Origin of the sequence: Ruegeria sp. SCP10, from assembly GCF_040329495.1 — a bacterium.
GTDB lineage: Bacteria > Pseudomonadota > Alphaproteobacteria > Rhodobacterales > Rhodobacteraceae > Ruegeria.
Genome location: NZ_JBDZYF010000019.1, coordinates 1 through 16,247, shown reverse-complemented (window position 1 = coordinate 16,247; position 16,247 = coordinate 1). Strand labels below are relative to the sequence as shown.

The 16,247-nt window shown below is 56.5% G+C and carries 17 protein-coding genes and 2 pseudogenes; 8 read left to right on the top strand and 11 right to left on the bottom strand.

All coding sequences use genetic code 11. From position 1 onward, the window contains the following. Positions 1-115: pseudogene (locus tag ABLN87_RS21130) on the top strand (bifunctional methylenetetrahydrofolate dehydrogenase/methenyltetrahydrofolate cyclohydrolase); the annotation flags it as partial. Then, complete coding sequence (locus tag ABLN87_RS21125; RefSeq protein WP_353014001.1) at positions 112-594, top strand: hypothetical protein; 483 nt, start codon at positions 112-114, stop codon at positions 592-594. The pseudogene ABLN87_RS21130 and the gene ABLN87_RS21125, both read left to right, overlap by 4 nt. On the opposite strand, the gene ABLN87_RS21120 is transcribed toward ABLN87_RS21125, so the two are convergent. Beyond that, on the bottom strand, positions 579-1,424 hold the full coding sequence (locus tag ABLN87_RS21120; protein WP_353013999.1) for a DMT family transporter: 846 nt from the start codon (positions 1,422-1,424) through the stop codon (positions 579-581). The genes ABLN87_RS21125 and ABLN87_RS21120 overlap by 16 nt on opposite strands. 141 nt (positions 1,425-1,565) lie before the next feature. On the opposite strand from ABLN87_RS21120, the gene ABLN87_RS21115 reads away from it, so the two are divergent. Then, complete coding sequence (locus tag ABLN87_RS21115; protein WP_353013997.1) at positions 1,566-2,000, top strand: group II truncated hemoglobin; 435 nt, start codon at positions 1,566-1,568, stop codon at positions 1,998-2,000. Here the strand turns inward: ABLN87_RS21115 and ABLN87_RS21110 are convergent, their stop codons facing one another. From ABLN87_RS21110 to ABLN87_RS21080, 7 genes are all read right to left on the bottom strand, one after another. Next, positions 2,001-2,711 (bottom strand): type 1 glutamine amidotransferase, encoded by a 711-nt coding sequence (locus tag ABLN87_RS21110; protein ID WP_353013995.1) that lies wholly within the window; start codon positions 2,709-2,711, stop codon positions 2,001-2,003. It abuts the gene before it with no gap. A 65-nt stretch (positions 2,712-2,776) separates the two neighbouring features. Continuing rightward, on the bottom strand, positions 2,777-4,105 hold the full coding sequence (glnT, locus tag ABLN87_RS21105) for a type III glutamate--ammonia ligase (RefSeq protein ID WP_353013993.1): 1,329 nt from the start codon (positions 4,103-4,105) through the stop codon (positions 2,777-2,779). 80 nt (positions 4,106-4,185) lie between these two features. Continuing rightward, the gene (locus ABLN87_RS21100; RefSeq protein ID WP_353014002.1) at positions 4,186-5,514 is read right to left on the bottom strand and encodes an FMN-binding glutamate synthase family protein; all 1,329 of its coding nucleotides are present in this window, start codon (positions 5,512-5,514) and stop codon (positions 4,186-4,188) included. 20 nt (positions 5,515-5,534) lie between these two features. Beyond that, the gene (locus ABLN87_RS21095) at positions 5,535-6,218 is read right to left on the bottom strand and encodes a protein GlxC (RefSeq protein ID WP_353013991.1); all 684 of its coding nucleotides are present in this window, start codon (positions 6,216-6,218) and stop codon (positions 5,535-5,537) included. 1 nt (position 6,219) lies between these two features. Continuing rightward, positions 6,220-7,149: a class II glutamine amidotransferase gene (locus ABLN87_RS21090; RefSeq protein WP_353013990.1), complete on the bottom strand. Its 930-nt coding sequence runs from the start codon at positions 7,147-7,149 to the stop codon at positions 6,220-6,222. 146 nt (positions 7,150-7,295) lie between these two features. Then, complete coding sequence (locus ABLN87_RS21085; protein WP_353013989.1) at positions 7,296-7,511, bottom strand: hypothetical protein; 216 nt, start codon at positions 7,509-7,511, stop codon at positions 7,296-7,298. A gap of 11 nt (positions 7,512-7,522) precedes the next feature. Next, positions 7,523-8,896 carry an ammonium transporter gene (locus ABLN87_RS21080; RefSeq protein ID WP_353013987.1) on the bottom strand — a complete coding sequence of 458 codons (1,374 nt, stop codon included), beginning with the start codon at positions 8,894-8,896 and terminating at the stop codon, positions 7,523-7,525. A 341-nt stretch (positions 8,897-9,237) separates the two neighbouring features. Between ABLN87_RS21080 and ABLN87_RS21075 the strand changes: the two genes are divergently transcribed. From ABLN87_RS21075 to ABLN87_RS21055, 5 genes are read left to right on the top strand one after another with little or no spacing between them, the layout of a single operon-like run. Then, positions 9,238-10,383, top strand: a complete 1,146-nt coding sequence (locus tag ABLN87_RS21075) for an aminomethyltransferase family protein (protein WP_353013985.1) — start codon at positions 9,238-9,240, stop codon at positions 10,381-10,383. Positions 10,384-10,438: 55 nt separating this feature from the next. Continuing rightward, positions 10,439-11,035: a dimethylamine monooxygenase subunit DmmA family protein gene (locus tag ABLN87_RS21070; protein WP_353013983.1), complete on the top strand. Its 597-nt coding sequence runs from the start codon at positions 10,439-10,441 to the stop codon at positions 11,033-11,035. Further along, a complete protein-coding gene (locus tag ABLN87_RS21065) occupies positions 11,032-11,994 on the top strand; it encodes a PDR/VanB family oxidoreductase (protein ID WP_353013981.1) in 963 nt (320 codons plus the stop codon). The genes ABLN87_RS21070 and ABLN87_RS21065 overlap by 4 nt, the downstream gene beginning before the upstream one ends. A gap of 12 nt (positions 11,995-12,006) precedes the next feature. Further along, positions 12,007-13,074, top strand: a complete 1,068-nt coding sequence (locus ABLN87_RS21060; RefSeq protein ID WP_353013980.1) for a heme-dependent oxidative N-demethylase family protein — start codon at positions 12,007-12,009, stop codon at positions 13,072-13,074. 19 nt (positions 13,075-13,093) lie between these two features. Continuing rightward, the gene (locus ABLN87_RS21055) at positions 13,094-13,591 is read left to right on the top strand and encodes a GNAT family N-acetyltransferase (RefSeq protein ID WP_353013979.1); all 498 of its coding nucleotides are present in this window, start codon (positions 13,094-13,096) and stop codon (positions 13,589-13,591) included. Here ABLN87_RS21055 and ABLN87_RS21050 read toward each other — a convergent pair. From ABLN87_RS21050 to glyA, 3 genes and pseudogenes are all read right to left on the bottom strand, one after another. Then, the gene (locus tag ABLN87_RS21050) at positions 13,569-14,198 is read right to left on the bottom strand and encodes a helix-turn-helix domain-containing protein (RefSeq protein ID WP_353013978.1); all 630 of its coding nucleotides are present in this window, start codon (positions 14,196-14,198) and stop codon (positions 13,569-13,571) included. The genes ABLN87_RS21055 and ABLN87_RS21050 overlap by 23 nt on opposite strands. 506 nt (positions 14,199-14,704) lie before the next feature. Next, entirely contained in the window at positions 14,705-15,682 is a 978-nt protein-coding gene (locus ABLN87_RS21045; protein WP_353013976.1) for an HpcH/HpaI aldolase/citrate lyase family protein, read from the bottom strand. An 18-nt stretch (positions 15,683-15,700) separates the two neighbouring features. Beyond that, positions 15,701-16,247 (bottom strand): annotated as a pseudogene (gene glyA, locus ABLN87_RS21040) (serine hydroxymethyltransferase); the annotation flags it as partial.

Here is a 16,247-nt window from a genome sequence, read left to right as displayed (position 1 = left end):
CACCCCCGTCCCCGGAGGCGTCGGCCCCATGACCATCGCCTGCCTACTCGCAAACACCCTCACCGCCGCATGCCGCGCAAACAGCCTGCCAGAACCAGAAGGCCTCACGGCGTGAACCTCTCTGCCGCCTCTCAAACCGGCGGCAGCCTATCTGCCTGCACCAACGCGAAACACTATTGGCGTTTTGCGGGCCGTGCCGCGCGTATGGTGATCGTGTCCATTGGTCATTCGGCGTCGAATGCCGCGCGCGCCCGCGCGTTGGTTGCCCGCGCGGCACAAATCGGTATGGCGTTAGATCAGCAATTCTGGGGCAAGGATATGTCGCAGAATAAGTGCCGAACTCAGGTCAAGCAATTGAACGAGGCGGTGGATGTCTACGCTGTCTTGTTGCTGCCTGCCGCGCCTGCTCAAATCGATATTCTAAGTTTGCGCGGTGAGTTGCTGGGATACAAAGACCTCATTCGCCCAGGCGCGTGGCATCTGCCCGGACCGGTCCGGCCGGGCGAAATCGATTGCGTACTGAACAGCGCGACTGCGGCGCATCAGGCCCATGGAATTGCCATGGGGCTAAAAGATGCTCAGATCGCGAGATAACCAATCCCAGAAAATGCAATGATGCATCCAAGCCATTGAGATGTAGACATTCTCTCTTGCAAGATTGCCCAGGCTAACACGACCGTCAACAATCCGAAGATCGAGGCGGCAACGGATGCGTATTGGGCGTTTGGCAATCCTCCGGCGGAAACCACGCACAGAAGTGCCACTGCGTCGAGCGTGCCCATCAGGCACAAAAGAGGCAAGGCCCGCGCGCCTGGCCAAAGCGACTTTCCGGATGCAAGGGCGATTACAGCCAGTGCAGGGATCGCGGTTAGTCGACCGATCAGCGAAACGGTGAACTCATTGCCCAGTTCGGCTGCATATTGTCCCAATGCGAATGTCGCAGCAAATCCGATTGCAGCAAATATGGAAAAGGCAATTGTAGGCCCGGCTGAAGGATACTCTGCGCCGTCATTATTGGATCGTGCTGAGACAATGGACACACCGAGACCAATGGCGATGATCGCCAGCCAATGCCATATGCTGACCTCGGAACCGCGCCATATTGCAAGGGTGACCGACAATACCGGATAGCTGGCGACAAGCGGGGCGACCAGACGTACGGGTCCGCGCTGAAATGCAGCATACATGCTGAGGCCAGCCAGCAGGTAAAAGCCACCCGACGCAACCGCATAGGACACCGCCTCGACGGGCATGGGGGCAAACCCGGACCAGATCGCCACAAGTCCGAACTGAAGCACGGCCCCGGCAATCAGCACGGCCATCAACGCCGCGATGATGCTCACGGACTGGCTGACATATCGCACGGCAAGATCGTGAAAACCCCAGCACAATGCTGCCAGCAGACCCAGTACAAGGGCGCTCATCCGGTCGCCCCATGTATCTGGCTAAGTCCGGACATTCCGTGCCCACCTTTCGTTATCAACCGCGCCAACATGTCACTGGTGATAAACTTATTTTCCTGTTATGCAATATTTATTGACGGCTACAATTCGGAGAAGAGACGTTTGTCATCGGCTTTGGATCAAATCGGCGGTGAAGACCGGCTTCGGGCTCTGGTCGAACGGTTCTACGACCGCATGGAGACCGATCCGGCCGTACATTCATTGCACAGGTTGCATTTTCGCGGACACGGGTTGTCTCATACAAGACAGGCACAATTTGAGTTTCTGAGCGGATTTCTGGGCGGTCGGGCGTATTATCGTGAGCGATTTGGTCATATGGACCTGAGGGAAATTCATGCGCATGTACCGATACGTGAGGCCGATGCCGAGCTTTGGCTGGATACGTTTGACGCCGCGTTGGCGGATTGCGGAATGGACGGTCCGGTGGTGGACAAAATGCGTAGAACTCTACGCCGTGCAGCATTGAAGCTGGTCAACGATGTCCCAGACTGGAGAGTCGAAGCCGACAGCGGAAAGAACCTTGAGGTTCATGGCTGATCAGATCTGTCGCAGTCTGGTATAGATGCTGGACGTGACCTTGAATTGTTCCTCGGCAATAGTGTCGCTGTCAGTGACCATTTCCTGCACCGCATCTACGCATCCAAGCCAATCCACAGCGCATTGATGATTTGCCGGATCAGTCATCCACGATTGGATCGTGCCCTGAACAAGTTCGGGGTGAAACTGCACGCCCCAGGCACGATCTGAGACCCGCAAAGCCTGTACAGCGCAAGCCTCAGATTGCGCCAAAACCGATGAGTTGGGCGGTAGATCGATGGCCTCAACGCCATGCCATTGTAGCACCCGGATTTGATGGGGCAGGGGCCCGAACAGCGGATCACTGCGCGCGTTGTCAGTCAGATTGATGGAAAGCACACCGATCTCAGGCTTCTGCATAGGTATACATTTCCCTCCTAACGCATCAACCAGAAGTTGGTGACCCAGACATATCCCAAAGTACGGACGCTTGAGGTCTTGAATCCACGTCCTGATCGCTTGTTTTTCGGGCACGAGCCACGGATGTGCCTCGGTTTCCCAGACGTCCATCGGGCCGCCCAGAACCAGAAGCAAATCAAAATCGTCGAGTTGCGGGATTGGTTGGCGATCATACAGATGCACGACTTTGGCCGTATCACCGCATGATGAAATGTGCTCCAGAAACGCTCCGGGATTTTCGCCTGACGAATGTTGGAAAATCAGAACGTTCACGACGTGCAGGTCTCCGTCTGATCGAAGGGGTTGGGGCGGCAGGTACTCTGCAGCCCCTGAATTGTTCAGATATCGAGCGTGTGGTCCTTTTCCCATCTTGAGAAATGGCTGACGAACGAGTTCCATTCCTGATGCTTCATCTTCAGAAACGCGCTTGAGAATTCCTGACCCATCATGGCTTTCAGCTCGGTATCGTTGTCATATTCGCGCAACCCGTCGAGCATGTTCAGCGGTAGTTTGGGGGCGTCGGTGACGGTGTGGCCTTCGGCATACATGTCGATGTCCCAGCGACGTCCCGGATCGGCTTTTGAGCGAATGCCGGACAGTCCAGCGGCGATGATGACCGCCTGCAGCAGATAGGGGTTGGTGGCGCCGTCGGCCAGGCGCAGTTCGAACCGGCCCGGGCCGGGCACTCGGACCATGTGGGTGCGGTTGTTGCCGGTCCAGGTCACGGTATTAGGGGCCCAGGTCGCGCCCGACATGGTGCGCGGTGCGTTGATACGCTTATAGCTGTTCACCGTCGGGTTGGTGATCGCCGCCAGCGCGCTGGCATGTTTCATGATCCCGCCCAGGAAATACTTGCCCTGTTCGCCGAGTCCCACCTCGCCGGTCGGACCGTCGCCTTGGCCGGCGAAGACGTTGGTTTTGGCGTCCGCTCCGGGTGCATCCCAGACCGAGATATGAGCATGGCAGCCATTACCGGTCAGCCCTTCGACAGGCTTGGGCATGAAGGTGGCGCGGAACCCGTGCTTCTCGGCCACAGATTTGGTCATGAACTTGAAGAACGAATGCTTGTCGGCGGTGCGCAGAACATCGTCAAATTCCCAGTTCATCTCGAACTGGCCGTTGGCGTCCTCGTGGTCGTTCTGGTACGGCCCCCAGCCGAGATCGAGCATGTAATCGCAGATCTCGCGCACCACGTCATAGCGGCGCATCACCGCCTGCTGGTCATAACAGGGCTTCTCAGCCGTATCGAACGGATCGCTGATCTGCTCGCCATCTGGGGTCAGCAGGAAGAATTCAGCCTCGATGCCGGTTTTGACATGCATTCCCATGTCGGCGGCTTCGCCAATCAGGCGGCGCAGAACATTGCGCGGGGCCTGGGCAACATCCTTGCCTTCCATCACGCAGTTACCTGCAACCCAGGCGACCTCGGGCTTCCATGGCAGCTGGATCACTGATGACGGGTCCGGCACCGCCAGCATGTCAGGATGCGCGGGGGTCATATCCAGCCAGGTGGCAAACCCGGCAAATCCTGCGCCGTCTTCCTGCATCTCGGCAATCGCCTGCGCGGGTACAAGCTTGGCCCGCTGCCCACCGAACAGGTCGGTGAACGAGATCATGAAATACTTGACGTCTTTTTCTTTTGCGAAAGCTGCGAGATCTGTCGTCACGATGGCTTTCCTTTCCCTGTTGAATTTTCGATTTCCAAAGCAAAAACGCGGCCCCCGTCAGGGAGCCGCGCAGCATCAGTTCAGAACCCTTCCTTGCCCGGGTACCAACTTGTCCCGGCCAATGGGACACGCGCCATGGCGGCGGCCTCCATCGTCAGGGCACACAAATCCTCGGGTTCAAGGTTGTGGAGGTGATTATGACCACAGGCCCGCGCGATGGTCTGCGCCTCAAGCGTCATCACCTTGAGATAGTTGCGCAGACGGCGTCCGGCCTCGACCGGGTTCAGACGGGCGGCCAGATCGGGATCCTGCGTGGTGATACCCGCGGGGTCCTGGCCTTCGTGCCAGTCGTCATAGGCCCCGGTGGTGGTGCCCAGCTTTTGATACTCGGACTCCCATTTCGGATCATTGTCGCCAAGCGCCACCAGCGCCGCGGTGCCAATGGCAACCGCGTCGGCGCCAAGGGCCATTGCCTTTGCCACATCGGCCCCCGTGCGAATGCCGCCCGAGATCACAAGTTGCACCTCGCGATGCACGCCCAAATCCTGCAGCGCCTGCACGGCGGGACGAATGCAGGACAGTGTCGGCAGCCCAACATGCTCGATGAAAACGTCTTGCGTCGCGGCAGTGCCGCCCTGCATGCCGTCCATCACCACCACATCGGCCCCGGCCTTTACTGCCAGCGCGGTGTCATAATAGGGGCGGGTCGCGCCAACCTTGACATAGATGGGCACCTGCCAGCCGGTAATCTCGCGCAGTTCGAGGATCTTGATCTCAAGATCATCAGGCCCGGTCCAGTCGGGATGGCGACAGGCCGAGCGCTGATCAATACCCTTGGGGAGCGTGCGCATTTCTGCGACGCGGTCGCTGATCTTTTGACCCAGCAACATGCCACCACCGCCGGGTTTTGCGCCCTGACCAACAACGACCTCAATCGCGTCGGCCTTGCGCAGATCATCTGGGTTCATGCCGTAGCGCGAAGGCAAATACTGATAGACCAGCTTGTTGGAATGGCCGCGCTCCTCGGGCGTCATGCCACCGTCGCCTGTCGTGGTTGACGTGCCCGCTGCCGAAGCGCCTCGACCCAAGGCCTCTTTTGCCGGGCCGGACAGCGCCCCAAAACTCATACCCGCAATGGTGATCGGAATGTCCAGCTCAATCGGCTTTTTGGCAAAGCGCGTGCCCAACGTCACCGAGGTGTCGCAGCGTTCGCGGTAACCTTCGAGAGGATAGCGACTGATGCTGGCGCCCAGAAACAACAGATCATCGAAATGCGGCACCTTGCGTTTGGCTCCGCCACCACGAATATCATAGATACCGGTGGCCGCAGCGCGCCGGATCTCTGCATTGATCGGATTGGTGAAGGTCGCCGACTGAATCGGCAGGGTGCGGGGGATCTGATCGTCCATGTCTTTCATACCCTTCTTCCTCAGTAAGCAGCGGCGTTGTCGACGTCGAAGTTATAAAGCTGACGGGCGGAACCGTAGCGTTTGAATTCTTCGGGGCTGGCATCCGCGCCCGCGCGGTCCAGCAGGTCCCTCAGGATATCCAGATGCTCGGGGCGCATCTCTTTCTCGATGCAATCGGCGCCCAGGCTTTTGACCGAGCCGCGCACGAACAGCTGCGCCTCGTAAAGCGAGTCTCCCAGTGCATCGCCTGCATCACCGCAGACCACAAGATTACCGGCCTGCGCCATAAAGGCCGACATATGGCCGATATTGCCATGCACCACGATATCGATCCCCTTCATCGAGATCCCGCAGCGCGAACTTGCATTGCCCTTGATCACCAGCAAACCGCCGTGGCCCGTGGCGCCGGCGTATTGGCTGGCGTCGCCCTCGATTACGACCTGACCGGACATCATGTTCTCGGCCACGCCGGGCCCAACCGAGCCTTCGACCTTGACCGTCGCCTGCTGGTTCATTCCCGCGCAGTAATAACCTGTTGAGCCCTTGACCGTCACTTCGATGGGCGCATCCAGCCCAACGGCAATGGCGTGGCTGCCTTTGGGGTTCACGACTTCCCAATTGGTCTGGTTTGTCTCGGTAGATTGCGACTGCAGGGTGGCGTTCAACCCACGCAGGCCGTCTGCTTCAAGATCATAGGTTTGCATGTCATGCGGCCTTTTCATTGGTCGTGGGACTGTCATTGTGGGACCAGAAGTAAACCGTTGCTGGCTCCGGCTCCCAGATGCGGGCCTCGTCGATACCCGGCAGGTTCACCAGCGCCCGGTATTCGCTGCCAAAGGCCACATATTGATCGGTTTCGGCCATCACCGCAGGCTTACAGGCGATCGGATCGCGGACCACGCCGAACCCGTCTTTGGTGCCGACCACAAAGGTAAAGAACCCATCTAGGTCTTCGAGGCTGCTTTCCAGCGCCTCGCCCAGACTGGCCCCGTTCATCATCTTCCAGGTCAGATAGGCGGCTCCGACCTCTGTATCATTCTCGGTTTGGATCACCACACCTTCACGGCGCAACTTGCGGCGCAGCGAATTGTGGTTCGACAACGAGCCGTTGTGAACCAGACACTGATCTGGTCCAGTGTTGAACGGGTGTGCACCCATCGTCGTGACGGCAGACTCTGTCGCCATGCGAGTGTGGCCAATGCCATGTGTGCCGCTCATGCTGCTGATGTCAAAGCGCGCGGCCACGTCCTTGGGCAGGCCGACCTCTTTGTAGATCTCCAGCATTTCGCCCCGGCTCATGATCCGGACTGAAGGCCGGATTTCCGCCAACGCGGCTCGTGCCGCTTCAAACTGCCCTGCTGGAATGTCCAGAACGGTGTGCGTGTCGTTGTCAGTCTGTGTGACCGTCACATTCAAGCGTCGTCCCAAGTCGTCGGCCAACCCGGCAAAATCTTCGCCGGGGTTAGGCGATTGCAGCGTCATCTTGGAGTGGCCATTTGATTCATCACCATAAATCGCGATTCCCGCACTATCCGGGCCGCGATCAGTCATGGTGACCAGCATGTCTGTCAGCATATTGCCCAACTGTGGCGCAAGCGACCGGTCTTTCAGGAATAATCCAACAATTCCGCACATAGCTGGCAATTCTCCTTGTGTGTTTCGTCCTGATTCGAGGGTATCAACAAATCCAGCGAGTATCAATAATCACAGGAAAATAATTTTCCTGATAGGCAATGGGCGCAAACTCAGATTTACGCCCATCACCAGTATTCAAAGGTGGATTAGTATCGTTCCAGCTGTGCCTTCACCTTCTCTTCGTCACCGGTATGACGAGCCTTCTCAAGGTGCTCACCTTCCCGGACGAACTGGATGCGATGCCAACCGATCCAGAATGCGACGCCCACGATGACCATTAGGACTTCGTAACCTTGGAAGGGATAGATTGGTCCGACTTCGGCCAAATCCACGGCCCAACTTGTATATCCGTTAGTAGACATATTTTTCTCCCTTACTTAGCTGCTACGCCACGGGCAGCCAGTTCTTCCTTGTCGGCTGCAATAATCGCGGCTTTGGCGTCTTCGTAGGCATGGTGTTCAGCGTAATCGAGACCCTGAAGTTCAACTTCTTCCGGGATGCGCAGAACACCAGCGGCTGCTTGAATTTTCGCCAGGATCCAACCTGGTAAGAAGCCAAGGACAAAGAACATGATGACCGCGCCGGTGATCTGACCGACCGGGTTGATCGTTGCATAGCCTTCATATGGCGAAGAAGGTACGCCCCACAGGACAAAGCCGGAAATCACCAGGCCAACGAACCCTGCATAGCCATGCACGGCCACGGCACCAACGGCATCATCCAACTTGAACCGACGCTCGACCCAATAGTGCAGCTTGTACACGATCACGACACCGATCGCGGCAATGATCATTGCCTGGATCGGGTGATATAGATCGTTACCCGCAGATGCAGTGATAATACCGGCCAGTCCGCCCGAGAACGTCCAAAACGCGTCACCTTTGGAAATGACATACGCTGCCATCAACCCGCCAGACAGAGACATCAGGAAGTTGAAGGTAATCGCAGACAGCGTGGTCGGAGCCAGATAGATGTTGGTCGCGGTCCACGTGACGCCCGTTATCTGACCGTCAATTGCTTCCGGAGATATCGCCGGAACATTACATGCAGCATAGAAGCCCCAGAAACCTGTGTAGATCAGGAATATCCCGATGGTCAGTAGCCAAGGGTTATGCGGCGGAATATCCCGCGGCGTACCGTCTTTGGCAAATTTGCCGAGGCGGGGGCCCAAAACCATGATCACACCAAGTGCGTAACCGCCTGCTATCGCGTGAATAACACCGGAAGCATAAGCATCGTGGTACCCAAGTATGCGCACCATCCAGCCGCCGTAGTGCCAACCCCACGCAGCATCGATGATCCACCAGACCGAACCAATCATCACTGCATGGACCCACAAGGCCGAAGATCTAATCCGCTCGATCACAGAACCAGATACAATCGAGGCCGCAGTCCACGAGAAAAGCAGGAACGCCGCCCAGAAGACGCCGGTGATTCTGTCACCAAGATTGGTTGCCATGGTGTCGGCCCATGGCAGATTTGCAGCGCCCGCTTCGGTATCCAAACCGCCCCAGAACGGAAAGTTTGGAAAGGCCCAGTAAATCCACCATCCAAAGAAGAAGAACGTGACCGTCACCAGCGGGATGATCATGATGTTTTTCATCAATGTGTGCATATGGTTACGAGCCCGGCTGGCGCCGACCTCGTACATGCAAAAGCCCACATGGATGAGGAACATGAAAACGACCGTTACCCAGTAGTAGAACTCGGTAAAGACCGTCGTGAGTGCATTTAGATTACCATCCACTTCGTAGTCTCCCTGTTGTTACAGCAGGAGGTCTTTCTGCGAAGAATTTCCTGCTGGGAATAATTATGCACTCAGGGGACAATTTCATTTACGACCTGTCAATAGATATGTGGGGCAAACCTCTTTAGGGCCAGCAATTCGCGCAGGATTTTTGACGCCGATCAAGTGGCTATAGCGTTGATAAATAAGTACTTATGTAACTATCGCACACCCCGCTCAGGGTGCGAAAATTGCAGGCAAATATTCCCAACAGGAAAAAAATCTGCACAGAGGTGTTGATTTTCGATCCGACTTCGGCCTCAATATGGCCAACAAAAAGCAATCAACGGGAGAGCTGAACAATGGCCATTCTTTGGAGGACGTCCGCCCTTGCGCAGCGCCATGCCGAGATCGGCGGCGAGCTGGAAGACTGGAACGGTATGGGAACCGCGTGGTTCTATGACCACAGCCCGGAACGCGCCAAAGCAGATTACGAGGCGATCCGCACCAAGGCGGGCCTGATGGATGTGTCAGGTCTGAAGAAGGTTCATGTGGTCGGCGAAGATGCGGCGTACGTCATCGACCGTGTCACGACGCGGAATGTGGAAAAAATCATGCCGGGCCGGTCGACCTACGCGTCGATCCTGAATTCCGAAGGCAAATTTGTCGACGATTGCATTATCTACCGCCTGTCGGTGAACACGTGGCTTGTCGTGCACGGCACCGGGACAGGGATGGAACAGCTCACATCGGTGGCCGCCGGTAAGAATTGTTCTGTCATTTTTGACGATGACATGCACGACATGTCGTTGCAGGGGCCGGTAGCGGTGGATTTCCTGGCCAAACACGTTCCGGGTATTCGGGATCTGGCCTATTTTGGCATTATGCAAACCAAACTCTATGGCTGCCCGGTGATGATTTCGCGGACCGGCTATACCGGCGAGCGCGGGTATGAGATTTTCTGTCAGGCAAAGCACGCTGTGCATCTGTGGGACAACATCCTTGCCGAAGGCAAGGACATGGGCATTGTTCCGGTCCAGTTCTCGACGCTCGATTTGCTGCGCACCGAAAGCTACTTGCTGTTTTATCCCGGGGACAACTCGGAAACCTATCCGTTCGATGGCGAAACCTGCGGCGATACTCTGTGGGAACTGGGTCTGGAATTCACAGTTTCACCGGGCAAGACCGGATTTATCGGCGCCGAGAACCACTATGCCTCGCAAGGCAAAGAACGGTTCAAGATCTATGGTGTCAAACTGGATGGCACCACCCCGGCGGATGAGGGTGCTGATCTGCTGCAGAACGGTCAAAAGGTCGGTGTTGTCACCTTTGGCATGTATTCCGAAATCAATGGGCACAATGTGGGTATCGCACGGATGCCGGTCGCCTGTGCCTCGCCCGGAACCAAACTGACAGTGCGCAACGGCGATGGGACAGAAATAGCGGCGACTGCGGAAGAGATGCCGTTCTACGATCAGGACAAATCGATCAGAACCGCAAAAGGCTGAGTTTCAGGGGGCGCAACGGACACACCGTGGCGCCCTTTTCCTGTTTGAGGGCACAATGTCAAAGTTCGAATTTCCCAAGTCAATCGCAAGCCGCCCGGTCTGGGGTACGCTAGAGGTTCGCTCAGGTGAACATCATCTTATGATCGCCGAGGCCGAAGGGGCCGAAGCCATCCTTGACATAGCGACACCCGATCTGATGGCTAAAACCCATTTGATCTATATCCCAAAAGGCACGGATTTCTCGGAAAAGCTGCAGGCGCTGAACCCTGCGCAATTCTACGAAGGTCCCTCTTATACAGCCGCGCTGCACCGCATTCGCCGCGTGTTGGAGGACGCGCATATGGGATTGCAGGTCTATCTGACCGGCACCGAGGGGATGATGGGGCAGGCCATGAACGAGGTGATGGCCGTCGGTCTTCCGCATACTGCGATTCAGACCGAACATCGCGGCTCGGTCGCGCGCCGGATGCAATGTGTGCATTGCAAAGGCGTCACCGAAGATGTCGAGGTTGACCCGTTTGTCTGCGCGCACTGTGGGCTCAACCTGTTTGTGCGCGACCACTATTCCCGCCGCCTTGCCGCCTATCAAGGCGTCCGCGTTGATGCCGAGGACCATGGTAACGTGCCCGAGCCGAAGGGGATCTACGAATGAGCGGTGCCGAGAAAATTCAGGTCAAAGTGACCGAAATCACCCCGCTGAACGAATTAGTGACGCGATTCCGGTTCGAACGCGTTGATGGCGGGCAATTGCCCACCTTTTCAGGCGGCGCACATACCGTTGTTGAGATGCAGGATGGCGGCATCACGCGGCTTAACCCCTATTCCCTCATGTCCGACCCTTTCGATCAGTCGTCCTATACCATCTCGGTCCGGCGCGATGATCAGGGCAGGGGTGGCTCGTTGTTCATGCACCGTCAGGTCAAACTGGGCGATGAGATGACCATCAGCTATCCGGTCAACCTGTTCTCGCTTGACCTGCGGGCCCGCAAGCACCTGTTTCTGGCAGGTGGCATCGGTATCACCCCGTTTCTGGCGCAGATCAAACAGCTAGAACTTCTGCACGGTCATTGGGAACTGCATTATGCGTGCCGTAACAATGCGTTGGCATCTTATGCCGATCAACTGACAGACCGGCATCCAAACGAAACACATCTGTACTATGACGACCAAAATCAGCAGATCGATCTGAAAAATCTGCTGAGCGGGCAGCCTTTGGGCACACATGTCTATGTCTGCGGCCCCAAAGGCATGATCGATTGGGTGCGCGGAACTGCTGCCGCCGAAGGCTGGCCCGAGGATTGCGTGCATTACGAAGAGTTTCTGGCACCGCAGCCCGGCAAACCGTTCGAAGTGCGCTTGGCAACATCGGACAAAGTCATTCATGTGGGTGAGAACGAAAGCCTGCTGGAAGCCATCGAACGCGAAGGCGTGGATGCGCCGTATCTGTGCCGTGGCGGGGCCTGTGGTCAATGCGAAACCGTTGTTCTGGATCACGACGGGAACTTTGTTCATCGCGATCATTGGCTGACTGACGAAGAAAAAGCCGCAGGCAAGAAGATCATGCCCTGCGTATCGCGTTTCGAGGGCCAGTCCCTCGTGCTGGACCGCTGAGAGGAGGCCCACATGACCATTCAATTCAACGACGAGTCCTTCCGTGACGACTATACGTTCCACAACTCGGAATGGGCGATCAAACGCTTTCCTTTCCCGTTTCACGAAGACAGCTATATGTATTCGGTCAACATGGAGCAGCACCGGGGCGGGCCAGAGGGCTCGGTCTATGAAATGCGGTTTGACGTCGATGAGCACTATGTCTCGGAAATGAAAGATCGCGCCATTGTTCTGGATCAGGACCCACTGCGTTGTCAGTCACTGCCGCATATGACCTTGGCCGGTTGGGACCTACTCGAGCTGATCATGGTCAGCAAGTCAGAGGATTATCCAGACCTGTTCGAGCTGCACCGCAACGGCAATCAGTGGCGCTGGATCAACAAGCCGCTAGGCATTGATCACAGTTTCACCTTCATGGACGAAACCACCCTGCCATACGGTCCGATGGAGTACATCACGCGTCAGGCGCAGGGCGACTTCGCTGTGCTTGATCAGCGGGATGAGATGTTGTGGATGGACGCGGGGATGGTAACGACCCAGGCAGACTGGAGCCTGGATTTCGACATCGGCATGAACTTTTTCGAATGGCATGCGCCAGTTCCGAAAGCCCATGAGATGGGAATTTTCAAGCGCGCGCTGAAATTCCTGCTGAACATTCAGCAAGGGGCTCCGGCGCGGCGTCTGAACTGGACGATGACGGTGAATCCGTTGCTAGATACCAGCCCGGAAAACTATCACAAATGGGGTATTCAGAAGACAACGTTGACGCCTGAGAACATCGCTCACAAGCAGCATTTGCGGGTTGAGTTGCAAACCTTCTTCCGGTTGCCGCGGTCAAACGCGCTGGTGTTTCCGATCCGCTGTTATCTGTGCAGTTTTCAGGATCTGATGACTGTACCGAAATGGGGTCGCCGTCTGCACCGTGTAATCCGCGATCTTCCGGTTGAATTGGCCACCTACAAAGGGTTTATCGACAACCGTCCAATGATGCTGGACTACCTCAGCCAATTTGACGACGGTCTTCCAACCTCACCGGGTGTATGGCCGGATCTGGAAACGGAACCGCCCTTGTCAAAGTAGGTGGATGTCGGGATGGGTCGTGGCTGATCAGGACAAGACGATTTGGCAGCTAGGGGATGATGCCTTAGCGTTTTACGACGTGCTCGCGCTGCTGCGCACGTCGTTCCAATACATGGACGGCAGGATAGATCCGCCATCCTCGATTCATCGGCTTACCGTCGAAGCTATGAAGGCCCATTGCCAAACTGGAGGTGAGATCTGGGCTGTTGGCCGTCCGCTTTTTGGGTGCATTTTCCTTACACCAAAGCCGGATTGCCTTTACCTGGGAAAGCTGGCGGTGCGGGAACAGATGCGCGGGCAGGGCGTTTGCCGAGCGTTAATCGATCATGCGGAGCGCCGCGCGGCGGCTATTGGTTTGACTGAGCTTGAATTAGAAACTCGCATCGAGCTTACCGAGAACCATCGCGCTTTTTCCCGGCTCGGATTTACGATTGTAAGTACCGGAAGCCACGAGGGTTACGATAAACCCACAGATTTCTTGCTGCGCAAACAGATCAGTTTGTCTGCGGATAGCTGATCACCGAAATGTAACGTGCCGGCAGGCTGACCAGCCGTTCAGGGCCGTGCGGAGCATCCGCGTCGAAGAACAGCGTATCGCCGGGCTTTAACGGATAGATTTTGTCACCGTGGCGATAATCGACAGCGCCCTCCAGCATATAGATCGTTTCAATCCCGCCGTGTTGGAACGTCGGGAAGACGTCAGATTGCTCCGTCAGCGTAATCAGATAGGGCTCGACTATCACACCTGATCCGTTGGCTCCAATATGCCCCAGCAAATTGTACTGGTGATTGGCGCGCGTTCCTTCACGTTCCAGTTCCACACCTTCGCCAGCCTTGGTGTGCACAGCTTCCCGCCGTTCCTCGAATTGGCGGAAAAAACTGGTCAGAGGTACGGACAAGGCGTCTGCCAGCAATTGCAAAGTGGTCAACGAGGGCGATGTATTGCCGTTCTCAATTTTTGACAGCATACCGATAGATAGGCCGGTCAATTGTGCAAGTTCCGCGACGGTGATGTTTTGCTGTTTGCGAAAGGCACGGACCTCACGGCCGATGGCAACTTCGAGCACTTTTTCACGTTCACCTGTTCGAACAGAGTGTGGGTCCTGTGTCAGATTTGCCGTCATTTCTACTTCGCGTTTCTTCAATGTCTCGCTTTCAATGCCTTGCTATACTGGTCCAAATCAGGTGCGCAAGCAGCAGCGCTGCAATGCCCGGTTCTATTCCGGCTATCATAGCACCTAATATTCCTGATAGTAAAATAATCATGCTGACAGAAAAAAGATCAAGATTAGGTTTCTGTTGTTTGATCGATTTGCGATGGTCTGTCTGGCTCCCAGTCAATCGATATTCTGTTCCTGCTCAGCAGCCCGACTTCGATGTTTCGGAATCCGGCTCAGGGTAACGGTGCGTTGCGCATGTTGGTGTGTTACGGAATCATTCTGGGTGGGATCAACGCAGGCGTGTTTCCGTTAGTTCACTCGAGCCTTATGAAGGGTTAGGCGCGGGAAACTGCGCTGTCCGCAATCGTCTGCGCAGCGAAGCCGCTGGATCCGCGGCGGTGATCGCCGCAGTAAAGATGGCTGCGGCGCTATCCCTCAGATCAGTTGAGGATTGCCCGGTCATAGTGCGCTCATGCGGCAGCGATCTGACCCGCCTTTTCGACCAATACTTCCGCCTGACGGATCGAGGCATAGTCAATCAGACGACCATCCAAAGACACCGCGCCTTTGCCGGACGCTTCGGCCTCGGCCATAGCCACAAGAATGCGCTGAGCCTTGTTCACTTCGGCATCCGAGGGTGACATGACCTCGTTCGCCAGCGCAATCTGGCTGGGGTGAATGGCCCATTTTCCTTCGCAGCCCAGAACTGCTGCGCGTTTGGCTGCGGCGCGATAACCGTCCGGATCCTGAAAATCGCCAAACGGTCCGTCAATGGGACGAAGGCCATTTGCGCGGGCGGCAACCACCATGCGGGCCAGCGCGTAGTGCCACATATCGCCCCAATGGGTCAGTCGACCGCCATCGACGTCTGCGTCCGTCAGAACGGAGTAATCTGGGTTCACGCCACCAATGATCGTTGTGCGCGCACGGGTTGAGGCCGCGTAATCCGCAACACCAAAATGTAGGCTTTCATTGCGTTTGGATGCGGCAGCGATCTCGGTGACATTCTGCATACCAAGAGCGGTTTCGATGATGTGCTCGAACCCGATCCGCTTGTTGTATCCTTTGGCGTCCTCGATCTGGGTCACCAACATGTCGACAGCGTAAACATCAGCGGCGGTCCCAACCTTCGGGATCATGATCAGATCTAAGCGTTTACCAGCCTGTTCGACGACGTCCACAACATCGCGGTACATATAGTGCGTATCAAGCCCGTTGATCCGCACAGACATTGTCTTGGCACCCCAGTCGATATCGTTCAGCGCCTCAATGATGTTCTTGCGGGCCTGCTCTTTTTCGTCAGGTGCTACGGCATCTTCGAGATCAAGGAAAATGACATCCACGTCCGACTGCGCGGCCTTTTCGAACATGCCGGGCTGGCTGCCCGGTACGGCCAATTCGCTGCGGTTCAGGCGGGCAGGGGCTTGGTCAATGGAATGAAAGCTCATGGGTTTGGGTCCTTCGTCTTACAGGTTTGGATAGATCGGGAATTTGGCGCAGAGGTCTGCGACTTCTGCTTTGACTTTGGCCTCGACCGCGGCGTTGCCGTCTTCCCCATGGGCGGCCAAACCATCGACAACCTCGATGATCCAGTCGGCGATCTGGCGGAATTCGACCTCGCCGAAGCCGCGCGTGGTGCCAGCGGGGGACCCCAGACGGATACCGCTGGTGATGGTCGGCTTCTCAGGGTCAAACGGTACGCCGTTCTTGTTGCAGGTGATATGCGCGCGGCCCAGGGCCTTTTCGGTCGCGTTGCCTTTGACGCCTTTGGGGCGCAGGTCGACCAGCACAACATGGGTGTCGGTGCCGTGTGTCACCGTGTCGAGGCCACCCTTGATCAGCTGGTCCGACAGCGCCTGCGCGTTGGTGATGACCTGCTGGATGTAGCTTTTGAACTCGGGGCGCAGAGCTTCTCCGAATGCAACAGCCTTGCCCGCGATCACATGCATCAGCGGGCCGCCCTGTATGCCGGGGAAGATCGCCGAATTCACTTTCTTAGCGATATCTTCATCA